This window comes from Actinopolymorpha sp. B9G3, from assembly GCF_040120725.1.
Taxonomy (GTDB): domain Bacteria; phylum Actinomycetota; class Actinomycetes; order Propionibacteriales; family Actinopolymorphaceae; genus Thermasporomyces.
This window is the reverse complement of record NZ_JBEEAB010000001.1, coordinates 259,919-274,845: the sequence shown is the minus strand read 5'-3', so window position 1 is coordinate 274,845 and position 14,927 is coordinate 259,919. Positions and strand designations below refer to the sequence as shown.

The window sequence follows — 14,927 nt, the reverse complement described above, 5'->3', positions numbered from 1 at the left end:
CTTGCTGGACCCGACGGCTGAGCGCCTCGCGACCCAGGGCGCTCTCTCGGTACTCAGGGCAGCACGCGTTCGAGGTCGGCCCAGAACTCGTCGGGAATATCGCGCGCGAACGCGTTCATGTTGGCGCGGATCTGACCGGGAAGGTGGGCACCGACGAGTATGCTTCGGACCGCCGGCTGGCGCAGGGGAAACCTCATCGCGGCCGCCGCGAGAGGTACGCCATGGCGGGCGCAGACCCGGCCGATGCGCTGGATCTCCCCGGGAGCGTCGGCGCCTGGATCGGTGGCCAGCAGCCCCCGGTCAAAGACGCTGGCCGCGACGACCGCCACGCCCTGGCTCTCGCATCGTGGCAGAAGCTCGGCCAACGCCGTACGCCGTAACAGCGTGCACGTGTTGGCGGCCAGCACCAGGTCCGGATCGGCGTACTTCACGAAGCGGTCGAGCATCTCGGCCTGGTTCATCCCGACCCCGACGGCCCTGACAACGCCTTGGGCGCGCAGCTCGGCCAGGGTGGGAAGGGCTTCGTCGAGGGCTTGCGGCCAGTGCCGGTCGGGGTCGTGGAGGAGCACCACGTCCACGCGGTCGATTCCGAGCCGTTCAACGCTCTCGTCGACGCTACGGAGCACGCCGTCGCGGCTGAAGTCCCACTCGCAGTGATGAGTAGGCGGAACGTCGAAGATGCCGGGCTCGCCGGGGCCCGGGCGTACGAGCCTACCGACCTTGGTCGACAGGATGAATGACTCGCGCGGCCGGGCCCGCAGCGCCATACCCATCCGCCGCTCGGACAGCCCGTTCCCGTAGAACGGTGCGGTGTCGAAGTAGCGGATCCCCGCCTCCCACGCAGCGTCCACCACGGCGTACGCCTGGTCGTCCGTGATCGGCACGAGGTAGTTACCGAGCGGGCCGCCGCCGAGACCGAGTTGTGGCAGGTTCACGGGTGGCACAGTCATGCACGCTCCAGGTGCAGCCAGCTGGTCACCACGGTGTCAGCGGCCTCCAGGTGGTGGTCCTCGCCGGGTTCGACAATGAGTACGTCACCGGTGGCGATGTCGACGGGCCTCGCGTCGATGTGGATCCGGCCGTGGCCTTCGAGGATGAGAAAGATTTCCGGATCCGGGTGCGTATGCCGCCGCCCGGGATGGCTGACCTCGCCGGGCTTCAGGACGGCGACGCCACCTGAGGTGACTCGGTAGCCGGGCTGCGGGCGGTACTGTGCCAGGGTGATTTTATGCATGGGTTCTTCCGGTTATCGTCCTGAGATGCCGGTCAGTGTGATGCCGCGGATGAAGTACTTCTGGGCTCCGAGGAAGACGACGATGATCGGTGCCAGCGCCATCATGGAGACCGCCATCATGAGGTGGTACTGGTCATCGTGTTCGCCCCTGAAGAGCGCGATGCCGAGCGGAATGGTGAACTTCTCCGTGCTGCGTAGGTAGATCAGCGGATCGAGATACTCGCCCCACGTCGCGATGAACGACATCAACGTCACGGTGGCGATCGCCGGTTTGGACAACGGAATCATGATCCGCCACAGGATCCGCAGCTCTCCGGCACCGTCGATCCGGGCGGAGTCCACCAGCTCCTGAGGGATCGTGGTGAAGAACTGCCGGAGCAGGAAGATGAGCAGCGCGGTCCCGAAGAAGTTGGGCAGCACCAGGGGCCAGTAGGTGTCCACCAGCCCGGCCTGGGAGAACAGAAGGAACCTCGGGACCAGGGTGACCTGGGCGGGAATCATCATCGTCGCGAGCATGGCCGCGAACATCACCCCGCGCACGCGTGACCGCAGTCTGGCGAAGGCGTACGCCGGCAGAATGCAGGAGATCAGATTTCCCAGAACGGAAAGTACGGTGACCAGGATGCTGTTCAGGAGGAACCTGGTGAACGGCATCGCCGTCCAGGCATTCGGATAGTTCTCCCAGTGATATTCGTTGGGGAAGAACCTCGGGGGAAACTCCAGGACGCTCGTGGAACTCTTCAGTGATGTGGTGAACATCCACAGCAACGGCAGGATGAAGGCAGCAGACGCGAGGACGAGAAGGATGTACGCACCGACGCGCTGGATGCGCTGTATCTGTGCGGACTGTTCCGCCGACAGCGAGCGAGGCTCGGTCCGCGCCACCGGCATGCGGGGCCGGTTGGGCTTTGTTTGCCGGGTGGGCTTTGTCTCCAGTGCCATCGTGACGCCCTACTTGAACTCGTAATGGACCCACCGCCTGGCAAGCCAGAACTGCGCGGCGGTGAAGATGATGATCAGAAGGAACAGAGCCCACGCGATTGTCGACGCGTAGCCCATGTCGAAGTACTGGAAGGCGTAACGGTAGACGTACAAGCCCAGCACCAGGGTGGCGTTGGCGGGCCCCCCGCCGGTCATGAAGAGCACCAGGGTGAACGCCTGAAGGCTGCCGATGAATCCGACGATCATGTTGAAGAAGATGACGGGGGACATCATCGGAACTGTGACGTGCCTGAACCGCCCCCACCAGCCGGCGCCATCGATTTCCGCCGCCTCGTACAGCGACGGCGGCACGCCCTGAAGACCGGCCAGGAAGATGACCATCGCGTTCCCGGCAGTCCAGACCGACATGATGACCAGGCCGGGAATTGCCCACGCCTCGTCGACCAGCCAGCCTGGCCCCTGGATTCCGACATAGGCCAGCAGGTGGTTGATGAGGCCGTAGTCGGGATGCAGGACGTGGATCCAGAGCAGCGCGGTGGCGATTCCGCTGAGCACCGACGGCATGTAGATGATGGTGCGAAATATCGCCTGTCCGCGCACCTTCATGTTGAGCATCAGCGCGAGAACGAAGTTGAAGACGACGCCGACGAGGGCCGAGCCCGCACCGAAGTACACGGTGTTCTTCAGTGCCACGTAGAAGTCCGGGTCGGTGAGCAGCCGCCGGTAGTTGTCGAGCCCGATCCACTCGGGGGACGACAGCAACTCCCACTTCGTAAAGCTGATCACGATCGAGGCGACGATCGGGCCACCGGTGAAGAAGATGAACCCGATGAGCCACGGCAGCGCGAACAGGTGGAACCTGCGCGCCTCGCGGCGGGCCAGGGGTGCCTGGCGCCGCCGCGAGAGGCGTCTCGGCGAGACAGCCGTGCTCACACGTTCTCCTTGGCGACCGGCGTGACGCGTTCCTTGATCTGCTTCAGTGCATCGTCGAGCGACAGCTTTCCTGTCCGCACGCGGTCCCAAATCGGCGTGGCGGTGTCGACGACCTTCTGCGTGGCGGGCATCTTGAGCACGCCGTCGCTGGTGGCGTAGTCCTGTAGCGCCGCTTTGGTGTCCGTGATGACCTGGTCAGGGACCTTCATGGCCGTGAGGTTGGCGTCGATGGCCGACAGTCGGGCCGGCGGACTGAACCTGAAGTACTGGGCGCCGGCCGACGACAGGAAGGCGTTGAGCACGATCCATGCCGCCTCCGGATTGGCTGCCTTGGTGGTGAGTCCGAAGGCGCTGCCGACACCTGGGGCAGACCGTCCTTCTGGGCCTGAGGGCATGTGACTCATACCCCAATCGAACTCCGTTTCCGGAGGCAGGTTCAGGAGGTCGTTCAGGATCCAGGTGCCATTGATCGCCATGGCCGCCTGGTTTGCGCGATACGGATCGGCATTCTCGCGAGCTTGCATTTCCGCGATGCTGGGTATGGCCGCATGCTTCACCTGCAGATCCACCCATGGTTTGAGCGCATCGCGCGCGGTATCCGAATCGATCATCACCTCGGTTTCGTCCTGCGACAGGAAACGGGCTCCGAAAGGAAGCAGATAGATCGGGGTGAGGTCGGGGTAGGGAACCGGCATCTGGACCATACCGAAGATCTTCTTTATGCCCTTGCCTGACGTCAGCTCGATCGCCGCCTCCTGAACCTTCTGCCAGGTCCAGGACTCGTCGGGGTATTCGACACCCGCCTTGTCGAACATCTCCTTGTTGTACCAGAGCATTTTCGGGGCGGAGTCGGTCGGTACGCCGTGCAGCTTTCCGTCCTTCTCCCAATAGCTTCGCGCGGTCGCCGTGAAGTCGTCGGTGTTGAAGTCGGGTGTCGCGGCGATGAAGTCGTCGAGCGGAGCGATGATGTTGTTCTTGATGAGGTTCTGGCCCCAGCTGTAGTGGGAGTACATCAGATCGGGCAGTGACCCGCCGGCCGCCTGCGTCATGTACTTCGTCAGGAAGTCGTCCCACGGGGTGATTTCGCGCTTGATCTCGATGTTCGGATGCAGTTCCCGGAAGAACTTCGCGAACTGTGCGTGCCGAACCTCCGCGTTCTCGTCGGAGGTGATCGCCATCGTGACGGTGACCTTGGACTGGGGATCGGGGATGTTGGTCGTCGGCCAGTCCAGCGACTCGAAGAGCGTCTTTGCTTCGTCGTACGGATAGGTGTCGTTTTCCGGGCGATCGGTGTCGACGGGTGCGGTACTGCCGGCGGGGTCGGTTGTCGGGGCGGTTCGCCTGGTCCGCTCGTCGCCGGCACATGCCGCAAGGGGCGTGGCCAGGGCGGCCATCGCGGCGAGGTTGAGCACCCGTCGGCGGGACATGCCTGTGGTGTCCAACCCCTGGAGGGTCTGAACGATCGTGCGCTGGTCCATGGAACGGCTGCCTTTCGCGGGAAGACCTCGATCACCGGCACGATCACGGCGGAAGGCGTCGCTGGAAAGCGGTTGCCCGGCCGTGGCATCGTCAGCGCCGTGGGCTGCGGAGGGCCCCGGGGTGGAGTACGGGTGGAGTGCGGCCGGCTGGTGGAGGCGTTGCCGGTCGAGTCGTCGAACTGGCCGTCGCTTCGGTCTGCACTTCGTGCGACCTCGGCCTTCGCGGCGGCGACTGGTCGACCTGAGAGCCTCCGATGATTGGGTGGCGCTTCCGGTCGTTGTGGTGCCTCCGGTCCGGAGGCTTGCCGGAACCGTAGACCCACTAATTAACTTCGTCAAGAATTGAATCTAACGTGACTGCAACATAGGCTCGGGCGAACGCGGGAAGGGCCACACAGGCGCGTCGGCGGATCCGCACGGCCACGGGAGGTGCCGGGCACGCCTTCCCGTGTTCTGCCGTGTGACGTTCCTCGTGTGGAAGGACTGCCCGCATGCCGAACTGGACCCTCGCCGCGGATGACCTGGAGGCCGAGGTCACGCTCTCGGACGCGGGCGAACTCTCGCTGGCGTTACGGCATGGCGGCCGCGACGTCATCGCACCGTCGAGGCTGGGACTCCGGGCGGCCCATGAGGATCTCAGTCAGGGACTTGCCTTCGAGGCGATCACGACCGGCGAGATCGACGACTCCTACGCCACGGTGACGGGCAAGCGACGGGAGCATCGCTACGTCGCCAAGGAGTGGACGCTGTCGTTCACCAAGCGCGGCCACCGCCTCGACCTCCAGGTACGCATCAGCGAGCAGGGCGTGGCCTATCGGTACTCCGTGCCGTGGACCGGCCCGGTGACCGTCTGCGAGGAGGTCTCCGAGTACGTCTTTCCGTCAAGCGCCCGCGCCGTGCTGTTGCCGTACGACAACGGTCGATGCGACTACGAGGAGATCCACCACCACACGTCTGTCGCCGACGCGGAAGAGGTGTTGTACGGCTGCCCGGCGCTGTTCGAGGTCGGCGACGTCTGGGTGCTGGTCACCGAGTCGAATCTCGACGCCACCTATGCGGGATCCCGGCTGCGGTTCGACGGAGCCGCGTTCCGGGTGGACCTGCCGGATTCGTACGTCACCACCGCGAGTCCACTCGTGACGCCATGGCGCACGATGATCACGGGCGACCTCGCCACGATCGTGGAGAGCGACCTCGTCACCAGCCTGGCCGAGCCGTCGGAGGTCGAGGACACCTCGTGGATCAACCCGGGAGCAGCGGCCTGGTCATGGTGGTCCGACGGCGCGTCCGCGAGCGACGCCGAGGCCCAGCGGAGATGGGTCGACTTCGCCGCGGCGCAAGGTTGGCCGTACCTCCTGGTCGACGCGGGTTGGCGCGCGGACTGGATACCCGAGCTGATCTCGTACGCCACCGAACGGGGCGTGGGCATCTGGCTGTGGTCGCACTGGCAGCACGTCGACAGCGAGATCGAGCACCGCGAGAAGCTCGCGCTCTGGAAGGAATGGGGTGCGGTCGGGGTCAAGATCGACTTCACTGAGTCCGACGGACAGGACCGTATGAGATGGTTCGACTCGATCCTCGCCGCCACCGCCCGGCTGAAACTGATGGTCGTCTTCCATGGCGGCACGATCCCGCGCGGCACCGAGCGTACGTGGCCCCATTTCATGACCGCGGAGGCGGTCAAGGGAGCGGAGTGGATCAAGCCGAAGCCCGGCAAGGAACCGCTCTATCCGCCAACGCACTACCTGTCGCTCGTCTTCACCCGCAACGTCCAGGGCCCGATGGACTTCACGCCTTGTACGTTCACGGCCGTCCGCGAGATCTCTGCCGGGTTCGAGCTCGCGCTGGCCGTTCTCTTCGAATCCGGCGTCCAGCACTTCGCCGACAGCATCGAGGCGTACGACTCCAGGCCGGAGGTGCGGCGCCTGCTCGCCGAGGTCCCCACCGCCTGGGACGACACCAAGCTGCTGTCCGGCGACCCCACCAGTCACGTCGTGCTCGCCAGGCGTCGCGGCGATGAGTGGTACGTCGGCGCTGGCTTCTCCGGGAACGCGCGCGTCGCCACCGTGTCGCTCGACTTCCTGGGCGATGGCACGTGGACGGCAGACGTCTACCGGGACGGCCCGGTCGACCGGATCATCGCCGAGACCATCACCGTCGACGTCGGCGGCAAGGTCGATGTTCCGGTCGCCGCCAACGGCGGCTTCACGCTCCGCCTGCGGCGTGGCGATTCGGAGGCAACCGCATGAGCGACGACCTCAGCAGTCGCGGGCAGCTTCTTTCCGGAGGTCCGCAAGGGTGAGCAGCCCGCCGGTCGGTACCTCGATCAGGTGGACCCCAGATGCCAGCTCGATGGTTCGCTCACTGACCGGTCGTCCCTGACAGTCCAGCACGGTGGCGCTGGCGGTACAGGGCCGCGCGACTGTCAGGAGTACGTCGGTCGAGTCGTCGGCATTGGCGAGGAGCAGCGTGCGGCCCGGCTCGAAAGGTACCGGGATCGGCCCGTACCTGCCGACGATGACGGTCTCCTCGCCGACCGCGCGGACAAGCGGATACACGAGGTCGGGACGCATGGGTTCGAACAGTCCACCTTGCAGGATGTCGGCGTGTTCGGTGAAGAACTGCAGCCAGAACCGCAGCGCCGCACGCTGCTCCGGTGTCTGCGTCGCGAGGTCGACGGAGATCTGCGGGACCGCGAACAGTACGTTGATGAGCTGGGCCGCCACACGTTCCGGGCTCTCCGCGGAGTGCCACATCATCATGTCGGCGTGGACGGCGAGCGGGCCGGCGACGAGTCGCAGATCCACCGTGCGCTGCCGGTTGTGCGCGGGGCTCAACGCGCAGTCGGAGGCCCGGATCATCGTGGCGTACGGCCAGAGACCAGGGCTCACGTACGGCTGCCGCAGCTCCACCAGCGCGTCCGGCGGCAGGGCGGCACCGAGCTCCTTCAAAAGCAGGTGGACGCCCTCGTTCACCGTCGCGCAGTCGGCGTCCGGGCCCGCTGGCGGCGGATCGTCGACGGCGAACTGGTCGATGAAGTCGATCTTCAGTCCGTCCATGCCCCACTCGTGCACCGCCCTGGCGAGCTTCTCGACCAGCAGGTCGCGGATGACCGGGTAGCGCGGGTCCACGACGGCCGCGTCCATGCGGTCCTTGTCCGCCAAGATGTACGGCTGGACCCGGTCCCACAGTGCCGCGTGCTTGCCGACGAACGGGAGGGAGTACCAGAGCAGGTAGGCGAGGCCGTCGTCGTGCACCCGTGCCACGTGCGCCGCCATGTCGGGGAACGAGGCTGGGAACGGTTCCCATTCTCCGACGTAGCCGTAGCCACGTTGCCGGTTGTCGCTGTGCCAGCCGTCGTCCATGATGATCGCCTGGCAGCCGAGTTCGGCCGCGAGGCGGGCTTGCCGCTCCACACCGGGCGCGTCGACGTGCTGCTGCATGGTGTACCAGGTCGAGTAGGCCGGCATTCGCGCCACCCGTGGCACGGCCGAACACGTGGGTACGGCGTTCGCCAGCCACCACGTCGCGACATCGGCCAACGTGTGCGAGAACGGTCGCCCACTGAGGTCGAGTCTGAGCAGCAGGCCGGTTCCGGGTTCGGCGTCGTGCTCGGCCCAGAACCCGAAGTACCCCGTCTCCTCGACGACCCCCGCGCAGATGCGCACCGGCCGGACGACCTCACGCAGGGCGAACGTACACACCGCCACATCGTCGGCGCCGACGAGGCAGCCCACGGGCGCCGCTTTCTCGAGCGCGGAGGTCCTGGGGCGCCGCCAGAACTGGGGGAGACCGCGGTGCTCGTTGCTGTCCGGCGTCCAGTAGGCGGTCGTGTCGACACACGGGACCTGCCACGCGACCCGTACGGCCGCGGGCGCGTCGGGCATGATCTCGACCTCGGCGATCCCGTTGCCGAGTGGACGCACGGCCCAGGTGACCTCCGTGGACGTTGTCACGTCGAGCATGAGTTCGGTCCCGCCGGCGAGCAGCCCGGACGACACCGTTGTGGTGTCGCGCGGGAGCTGGTCGTACGGCTGCCAGCCCGTCTCAGGGGACGTGCCTGGGTTCGGACCCGGCGAAGCCGTCGCGGGCGAGGGGGTTCCTCGCGATGGGGTGGCGGATGGTGGGCTTGTCATTCACCTTTCCTACCGTCGGGGCTCTACAGAGTGAACATCGACTCGATGGCTACCGCGGCGGCACCGCGAGCCCACTGCTCGAAGGGTCTCGGACGCAGGATCACCTCGCATTCCGCGGCCGCGCCGAACGCCTGGCTGGCGAAGGCGCTTCTGAGCGGGTCTTCGAACAGGTCGAACGCCGACAGCCCCGCGACGTCGCCGGTCACGATGATGCGCTCGGGGCCGAAGAGGTTCGCCATCGCCGCCATGGCCAACCCGATCGCCGACCCGGCCCGCGCGAAGACTGCCAGTGCATTCCGGTCGCCCGCATGCGCGATCCTGATGGCTGCGTCGACGTCCAGCGACTCATCTCCCGTGGCCCTGCGTACCGCCTCGACAATGGGGCCTGTTCCGGCGATCGCCTCCACGCAGCCCTTCCCGCCGCAATGGCAGGGCGCTTCGTCGCCGCCGACGGGGATGTGCCCGATCTCCCCGGCTACACCGTGCGAGCCCGCCACGAGGCGGTCACCCACGACCAGGCCGCAGCCGATCCCGATGCCGACCGTGACCAGGGCGAACGAGGAGGCGCCGATGCCCTCACCGAACCATTGCTCTGCGACGGTGAGGGACTTGACGTCGTTCTCCACGGTCACGTCGAGGCCCGTTGCCTCCGCGGCCAGCTTCGCCAGCGGGACCTGGTGCCAGCCGAGGAACGGCGAATAGCGGACCAGGCCTGCCCCCCGGTCGACGTCCCCAGAGACCGCGAGGCCGAGGGAGTGGCAGCGGTCGCCGAACGTGGGTGAGGTCGCGAGCAGGTCGGCCACCAGTCCAGCCAGCTCGGCGACCGCATGCTCCGGCGCGGAAGCGGTCAGTTGCCTGTGCGCGGACGCCTGCACCTGCGCGCGCAGGTCCGTGACCACGCCGATCAGTTCGTTCTCGGTGATCTTCACGCCGGCGAAGAACTCTCGGTCCCCCCGGATCGCGAGTGGGCTCGCCGGTCTCCCCGCCCCGGGCCCGGTACGCTCACTCGCCTGCAGTTCCTCGAGATAGCCGGCCTCGATGAAGGGACGGGCCACCTTCGTGACAGCGGCCGAGGAAAGCCCGGTGCGGCGGGCGATCTCGACCCTCGAGACTGGCCCCTGGGTGAGCACCATGCTGAAGACGGTCGCCGCCGCGGGGCTGGTGAGCGGGTTCGGCCGGCGAGCAGGCATGAGGGCAGTCTAACTATTTCCTTCTTGAGGAATTGAATTCGGCCTGCAGTCCCTGAGTTCGGACCTGCACCGTGGACTGAAGTCGCCTGCGCTGCGGCCCCTTCAACCCATGGCCGTGCGCACGACGGTGTACGCCGCAGGGTTCACCGGTCGAGCGACTGGGTGGGGAGACTGGGAGCGAGCAACGCCGCGCCGACGATGCCGGCGTTGTTCTGTAGCTGTGCGGGGACGACCTTGGTGCGCAGTTTGATGCGTGGCAGAAACTTTTCGGCCTTCTTGCTGACCCCGCCGCCGATGATGATCAGCTGCGGCCAGAGTAGCTTCTCCAGCAGGGCAAGGTACTCCTGCAGGCGCTGCGCGTACTTCTTCCAGGAAAGGTTGTCGCGCTCCCGGATCGACTCGGCGGCCCAGTCCTCGGCGTCGCCGTGATGCAGCGGCAGATGGCCCAGCTCGCTGTTCGGTACCAGGGTCCCGTCGGAGAAGAGCGCACTGCCGATGCCGGTACCAAGCGTGACAACGACGACGACACCACGTTGGCCCCTGCCGGCACCGAACTGCATCTCCGCGATCCCCGCCGCGTCAGCGTCGTTCACCACCGCAACGGCCCGCCCAGTGGCGTGTGCGAACAACTCCGCGGCGTTCGTTCCCACCCACGCTGGGTCGATGTTCGCCGCGGTCTCCACCACGCCGGCCCGGATCACGCTGGGCAGGGTCAGCCCAATCGGCCCACCGACCCCGACCTGGTCGAGCACCGCGACCACCACACCTGCGGTCGCGTCGGGAGTGGCTGGAGACGGCGTGCGCAGCCGGACGCGATCGGCGACCAATCGGCCCGCACCAAGATCCACGTGCGCACCTTTGATCCCTGTGCCTCCGATATCGACGCCGACGGCTGTTCCATCCCTGAACGCTCCGCCGCTCATGGAAGTCACCATTCCTCCCCCCAAACGCCCCGAACCGGAACATCGGACACCGACCGTGGGAACCTTGGATCTGTCCTCCGTCCTTCTACTGTGCCGCAGCGCGGCCGCGGTACGGGCCCAGTCGTCGGCGCAACTCGCCGGTGGAATGTGGCCTGAGTCCTGTTGCGTGCTGCCGTCTGACACGACCGGGACGGCTGGCGATCGAGATCAACGGGCCGGTAAGGGTGGGCTCTGGGACCCTGTTCTGGTGACAGACATAGAGGGGCGTACCAACGCGGAGGTTGCATCCACGACCGCGCCCCCCGATCGACCGCGCGGTTTCACCCGTTGGATCGCGGCGAATGTCGGCTCGGCGGTTCCTCAGTCGATGGCGCCCATCACCTTTGGGCTGGCGACTCTGTCGCAAGGTGACCTCAACGGGGGTGCCCTGATGATGACGGCTATGACCGTCGCGCAGGTGATCGGTGCGGTACCCATCGCCGCTGCGGGCCGACGGTTCTGCGTGACTGCCTACGCCCGAGTTCTCACCGCGTTCCGGACGCTCGCATTCGTCGGCCTCGTTCTCGCCATCGCAGGCGGAGCGCCGGTGGCTGTCCTGGTGGTCGCCGCCAGTCTCGCCGGGCTGGTCAATGGGGCGATCTTCGGATTGCTGCGGGCGCTCCTGAACGACATGGTGGCCTCGAACAAGCTGCCGCGCGCGCTCGGCGTCGCCGCGACCGCCAACGAACTCGTCTTCGTGAGCGGACCGATTCTCGCCTCGACGATCGGAGGCGCGTCGGTGATCGCAGCAGTCGCCATCATGGCGATCACCAGCGCGCTGCCCCTGGTGGCGCTCCCTCGCATCGCGCATCGCACACCGCCGGCGTCGACCCGCGTTCCACCGGAGTTGATACGCGTGGACACGATGGTCTGGTTGCTGGCGGCTGGCAGCGCTGCCGCCTGCGTGGCCTCGGTCGAGGTCGGCGCCGTGGCGCTGGCACTGCGCCACGAACTCGCGCCAAGCGCAGCGTTGCTTTTCACGGTTCCACTGTGTGTCGGATCGGTGCTCGGAGGCGTCTGGGTCAGTGTCCGCAACCGCCGCCTGCGGCAGCGGACCGTCGTCGCCATGATGCTGCTGACCGTTGTCGGCATGGTCGCCGTCGCCTGGGACGCGTGGATCGGCTCCGTGATCGCCGGGGTCGTCCTCGTCGGCTTGTTTCTCGCCCCGCTCGGGATGTCGTTCTCGCTGTTCATCGACGACGTGCTCCCGCCGGCCCGACGCGCCGAAGGCTTTGCTCTGTTACGTACGTCGAAGTCCGTCGGCCTCATTACCGCATCGGCCGTGATCGCGTTCGGCTCGCTGGCGGCGTCTTTCCTCGTCTCCGCGGCGCTCGCCTTCGTGTCGGCCGTCATCATCCTCACCGTGCATGCACGCGGCGTCGGGCGCAAAGGCTCCGACGAGGCGTCCGCCACGGGATCAGCCTGCTGGGGGCGGCGGCGTTCGTAGGCGCCACAGCTTCGACGTGGCGAGCCAGGCAGTCCCAGCCAGCGCGCCGATTGCGCCGACTGCGAGCGTGGGGAGGACTCCCAGAAGCGCCGCCAATCCGGCGCCGACGAATCCGCCGAGTGCGTCTACGCCTTGGACGATGAACAGGACGCTGCCATTGACCCTTCCCCGAAGGGTGCTCGGGGTGAGGAGTTGTTGTGTCGTCTCCTGGTGGACTTCCCACAAGGTCCAGCCGAACGCGTTCACCAGGCGGGAGAGGACCAGCAACGGGAGGGCAGCCGGCCCGACAAGTGCAGCGAGCGGGACCAGGGCGATGCCGGCCGCGCGGAGCAGCGATCCTGTGAGGATGGTTCGTCCGGTCGTGAGCCGCACGCCAACTGCTCGAGCGGCCAGGCCACCCAGCAGTCCGCCGAGGCTTCCGACCGTGAAGATGACACCGATCATGGCGGGGGACAGGTTGAGGTCGTGGGCGAAGAAGACCATCTGGACCGCGTAGACGATGGCGAAGGAGAACACGAAGGTGGCGTCGGACAGCGTGAACGCGCGGACCAGTGGCTGACGCCATGCGAATCGCAGTCCTGCGACAAGCGCGGGCCAGACACTTTCTCGGGTGGTCGCCGAGCGGCTTGGCTCCTGGTGGCGGATACGCCACAGAAGGAGGCCGGAGCTGACGAAGGCCAGCGCTTGGACGCCAAGGGCGGCCGCAGCGTTGAGGATCTGCACGAGTCCGCCGGCCAAGCTCGGACCCACCGTACGCATGGCGCCGTCGGTAACGGCCAGCTTGGCGTATCCGTCGGGGAGGTGTACGGCCGGGACCAGCGAGGGCAGGTAGGAGCGATAGGCAACCTGGAAGCAGACGTCCAGGGTTCCGGCAAGGAACGTCACGAGGTAGAGCTGGTTCATGGTGAGGATGCCAAGCGCGGCACACACTGGCACCGAGCCGACCAGGATGCCTCGACCGGCGTGGGCAATGATGAGGATTGGTCGTCGCGGCAGTCGGTCGATGACGATGCCGGTGAACAACCCGAACACGAGCCAGGGTGAGCCCGCGATCGCCAGCAGGAGTCCGACTTGAGCCGCAGTCGCCTGCAGCGTCAGGATGGCGACGAGAGGTAGTGCGATCCGTCCGAACTGGATACCGAGCAATGACAGGCTCTGTGCGGACCAGCACTTGAGGAAGTCAGGGTGTCGCCACAGGCCATCGAGACGGTTGAGCACGCATGCCTCCTACGCGTGCCCGCCTCTGTCCCTGTACGACGATGTGAAGTTGAGTCCACCGGCCAGGATCAGCCGTGGCCGCAGATCATATGACGGTCGCCGGTCGGTCGACAACAATCGGCACCTCACGAGGAACGGGCCGGGGAGTCGACCCGGCCGCGCAGGACTCCAGTCCGTTCGTGATCACCACAGCGTTACGCGGGCTGGTGACCTTGATGAGCAGAAATGCGTTGGCAAGGGGCGCTTCCCAGGTGCTAGACACGACCCCCATGCAGATCACGACTCGTGCCGCGTCCTTGGCGGACGTTGACTTCCTCGTCGGCCTGCTCGGCGACGGCCATCGCCCGGACGCTCTCGATCAGATCCGAGGACGGATCGAGAACAGCATCACCTATGTCGTCTGCGTCGATGATCGACCTGTGGGGCGGCTTCGCCTCGTCCGCACCGAGCAACACATCGAGATCGCCGGCATCCAGATCGACCCGGCGTGGCAGAGTCAGGGTGTCGGCACCGCGGTCATCAAACAGGTCCTTGACGAGGCCTGCTCAACTGGTCGACTTGTCGAGCTGGACGTGAACAAGGACAACCCGAATGCCGAACGGCTCTACGCACGGCTCGGCTTCCGACGACTGCGCGAGGACGGCAACGACTACCGCATGACAACGGCCACCTAGTACGAGCAGTGCCGGCGCAGCCAGGTCACTTCGCGGGGGCCGCCGCGGCAAGGAGCGGGGCGAGCTCGATCGGCTTGCTGACCATCGGCCAGTGACCCGAGTCGATGTCGACGAATTCAAGGCGCTTGACCCTGGCCAGCTCGGGCAGCTGGCCGGCGCGGATCCACTCCTGAGCTTCCGCGGGAGTGAATTCGGGGCAGATGAGTACGACCGGGACGTCGAATCGTCGCTCGTCGACGAGGCGTACGACGCCCTTGGTCACCCCCTCGGGGACAGGGATCGCGGATGCGGCGATGCGGCGCCGGGACTCCTCGTCAAGGTCAGCGGAGTCCGGGCCGTCGAATGGCTCCCAGCCGGGGAAGGGCATGGCGCCGTCCTTCGACTCGAAGAAGTCGGCGTAGGTTTCCCCGTCGGCGGACGGGAAGCCGCCGATGAGGGCGACCTTGGCGACCTTGTCCGGTCGCGCCTCGGCGGCCAGCCAAGCCAGGGTGCAGGCGGCGGAGTGCCCCACCACCATGACCTTTCCAGACAAGGAGTCCACCGCGGCGAGCACTGCTGCCACCTGGTCGTCGAGCGTGGCGTACGCGGATCCGTCGCCCTGGCCCGGCAGCGTGAGCGGCACGGCGCGGTGGCCGAGTTTCTCGAGCGGGGGCACGACGTCGTTCCATACGGATCCGTCGAGCCAGAGACCAGCAATGAGGACGATGTGCATG

At 66.6% G+C, this 14,927-nt stretch carries 13 protein-coding genes; 3 read left to right on the top strand and 10 right to left on the bottom strand.

All coding sequences use genetic code 11. The features are described from left to right. Positions 1-53: 53 nt before the first annotated feature. The 5 genes from ABNF93_RS01215 to ABNF93_RS01195 are packed head-to-tail and all read right to left on the bottom strand — an operon-like array spanning position 54 to position 4,287. Entirely contained in the window at positions 54-950 is an 897-nt protein-coding gene (locus ABNF93_RS01215; protein ID WP_349325596.1) for an aldo/keto reductase, read from the bottom strand. Further along, positions 947-1,234 (bottom strand): cupin domain-containing protein, encoded by a 288-nt coding sequence (locus ABNF93_RS01210; RefSeq protein ID WP_349325595.1) that lies wholly within the window; start codon positions 1,232-1,234, stop codon positions 947-949. Before ABNF93_RS01210 ends, ABNF93_RS01215 begins: the two co-directional genes overlap by 4 nt. A gap of 12 nt (positions 1,235-1,246) precedes the next feature. Next, positions 1,247-2,176: a carbohydrate ABC transporter permease gene (locus ABNF93_RS01205; RefSeq protein WP_349325594.1), complete on the bottom strand. Its 930-nt coding sequence runs from the start codon at positions 2,174-2,176 to the stop codon at positions 1,247-1,249. 9 nt (positions 2,177-2,185) lie between these two features. Further along, the gene (locus ABNF93_RS01200) at positions 2,186-3,109 is read right to left on the bottom strand and encodes a carbohydrate ABC transporter permease (protein WP_349325593.1); all 924 of its coding nucleotides are present in this window, start codon (positions 3,107-3,109) and stop codon (positions 2,186-2,188) included. Next, positions 3,106-4,287, bottom strand: a complete 1,182-nt coding sequence (locus ABNF93_RS01195; RefSeq protein WP_349325592.1) for an ABC transporter substrate-binding protein — start codon at positions 4,285-4,287, stop codon at positions 3,106-3,108. Before ABNF93_RS01195 ends, ABNF93_RS01200 begins: the two co-directional genes overlap by 4 nt. Positions 4,288-5,078: 791 nt before the next feature. On the opposite strand from ABNF93_RS01195, the gene ABNF93_RS01190 reads away from it, so the two are divergent. After that, positions 5,079-6,836, top strand: a complete 1,758-nt coding sequence (locus ABNF93_RS01190; protein ID WP_349325591.1) for a glycoside hydrolase family 97 protein — start codon at positions 5,079-5,081, stop codon at positions 6,834-6,836. A gap of 9 nt (positions 6,837-6,845) precedes the next feature. Here the strand turns inward: ABNF93_RS01190 and ABNF93_RS01185 are convergent, their stop codons facing one another. From ABNF93_RS01185 to ppgK, 3 genes are all read right to left on the bottom strand, one after another. Continuing rightward, positions 6,846-8,723 carry a glycoside hydrolase family 36 protein gene (locus ABNF93_RS01185; protein ID WP_349325590.1) on the bottom strand — a complete coding sequence of 626 codons (1,878 nt, stop codon included), beginning with the start codon at positions 8,721-8,723 and terminating at the stop codon, positions 6,846-6,848. A 23-nt stretch (positions 8,724-8,746) separates the two neighbouring features. Next, positions 8,747-9,913: an ROK family protein gene (locus tag ABNF93_RS01180; protein ID WP_349325589.1), complete on the bottom strand. Its 1,167-nt coding sequence runs from the start codon at positions 9,911-9,913 to the stop codon at positions 8,747-8,749. Between the two features lie 143 nt (positions 9,914-10,056). Further along, positions 10,057-10,836, bottom strand: a complete 780-nt coding sequence (gene ppgK / locus ABNF93_RS01175; RefSeq protein WP_349325588.1) for a polyphosphate--glucose phosphotransferase — start codon at positions 10,834-10,836, stop codon at positions 10,057-10,059. Here ppgK and ABNF93_RS01170 point away from each other — a divergent pair. Then, positions 10,835-12,322 (top strand): MFS transporter, encoded by a 1,488-nt coding sequence (locus tag ABNF93_RS01170; RefSeq protein WP_349325587.1) that lies wholly within the window; start codon positions 10,835-10,837, stop codon positions 12,320-12,322. The two genes, ppgK and ABNF93_RS01170, sit on opposite strands and share 2 nt — an antisense overlap. Here ABNF93_RS01170 and ABNF93_RS01165 read toward each other — a convergent pair. Further along, positions 12,293-13,540, bottom strand: a complete 1,248-nt coding sequence (locus ABNF93_RS01165) for an MFS transporter (RefSeq protein ID WP_349325586.1) — start codon at positions 13,538-13,540, stop codon at positions 12,293-12,295. The two genes, ABNF93_RS01170 and ABNF93_RS01165, sit on opposite strands and share 30 nt — an antisense overlap. Positions 13,541-13,809: 269 nt before the next feature. Here ABNF93_RS01165 and ABNF93_RS01160 point away from each other — a divergent pair, with 269 nt between their 5' ends. Beyond that, positions 13,810-14,214, top strand: coding sequence for a GNAT family N-acetyltransferase (locus ABNF93_RS01160; RefSeq protein ID WP_349325585.1), 405 nt, complete (start codon positions 13,810-13,812; stop codon positions 14,212-14,214). Between the two features lie 25 nt (positions 14,215-14,239). Here the strand turns inward: ABNF93_RS01160 and ABNF93_RS01155 are convergent, their stop codons facing one another. Beyond that, on the bottom strand, positions 14,240-14,926 hold the full coding sequence (locus ABNF93_RS01155; RefSeq protein WP_349325584.1) for an alpha/beta fold hydrolase: 687 nt from the start codon (positions 14,924-14,926) through the stop codon (positions 14,240-14,242). Position 14,927: the final 1 nt, after the last annotated feature.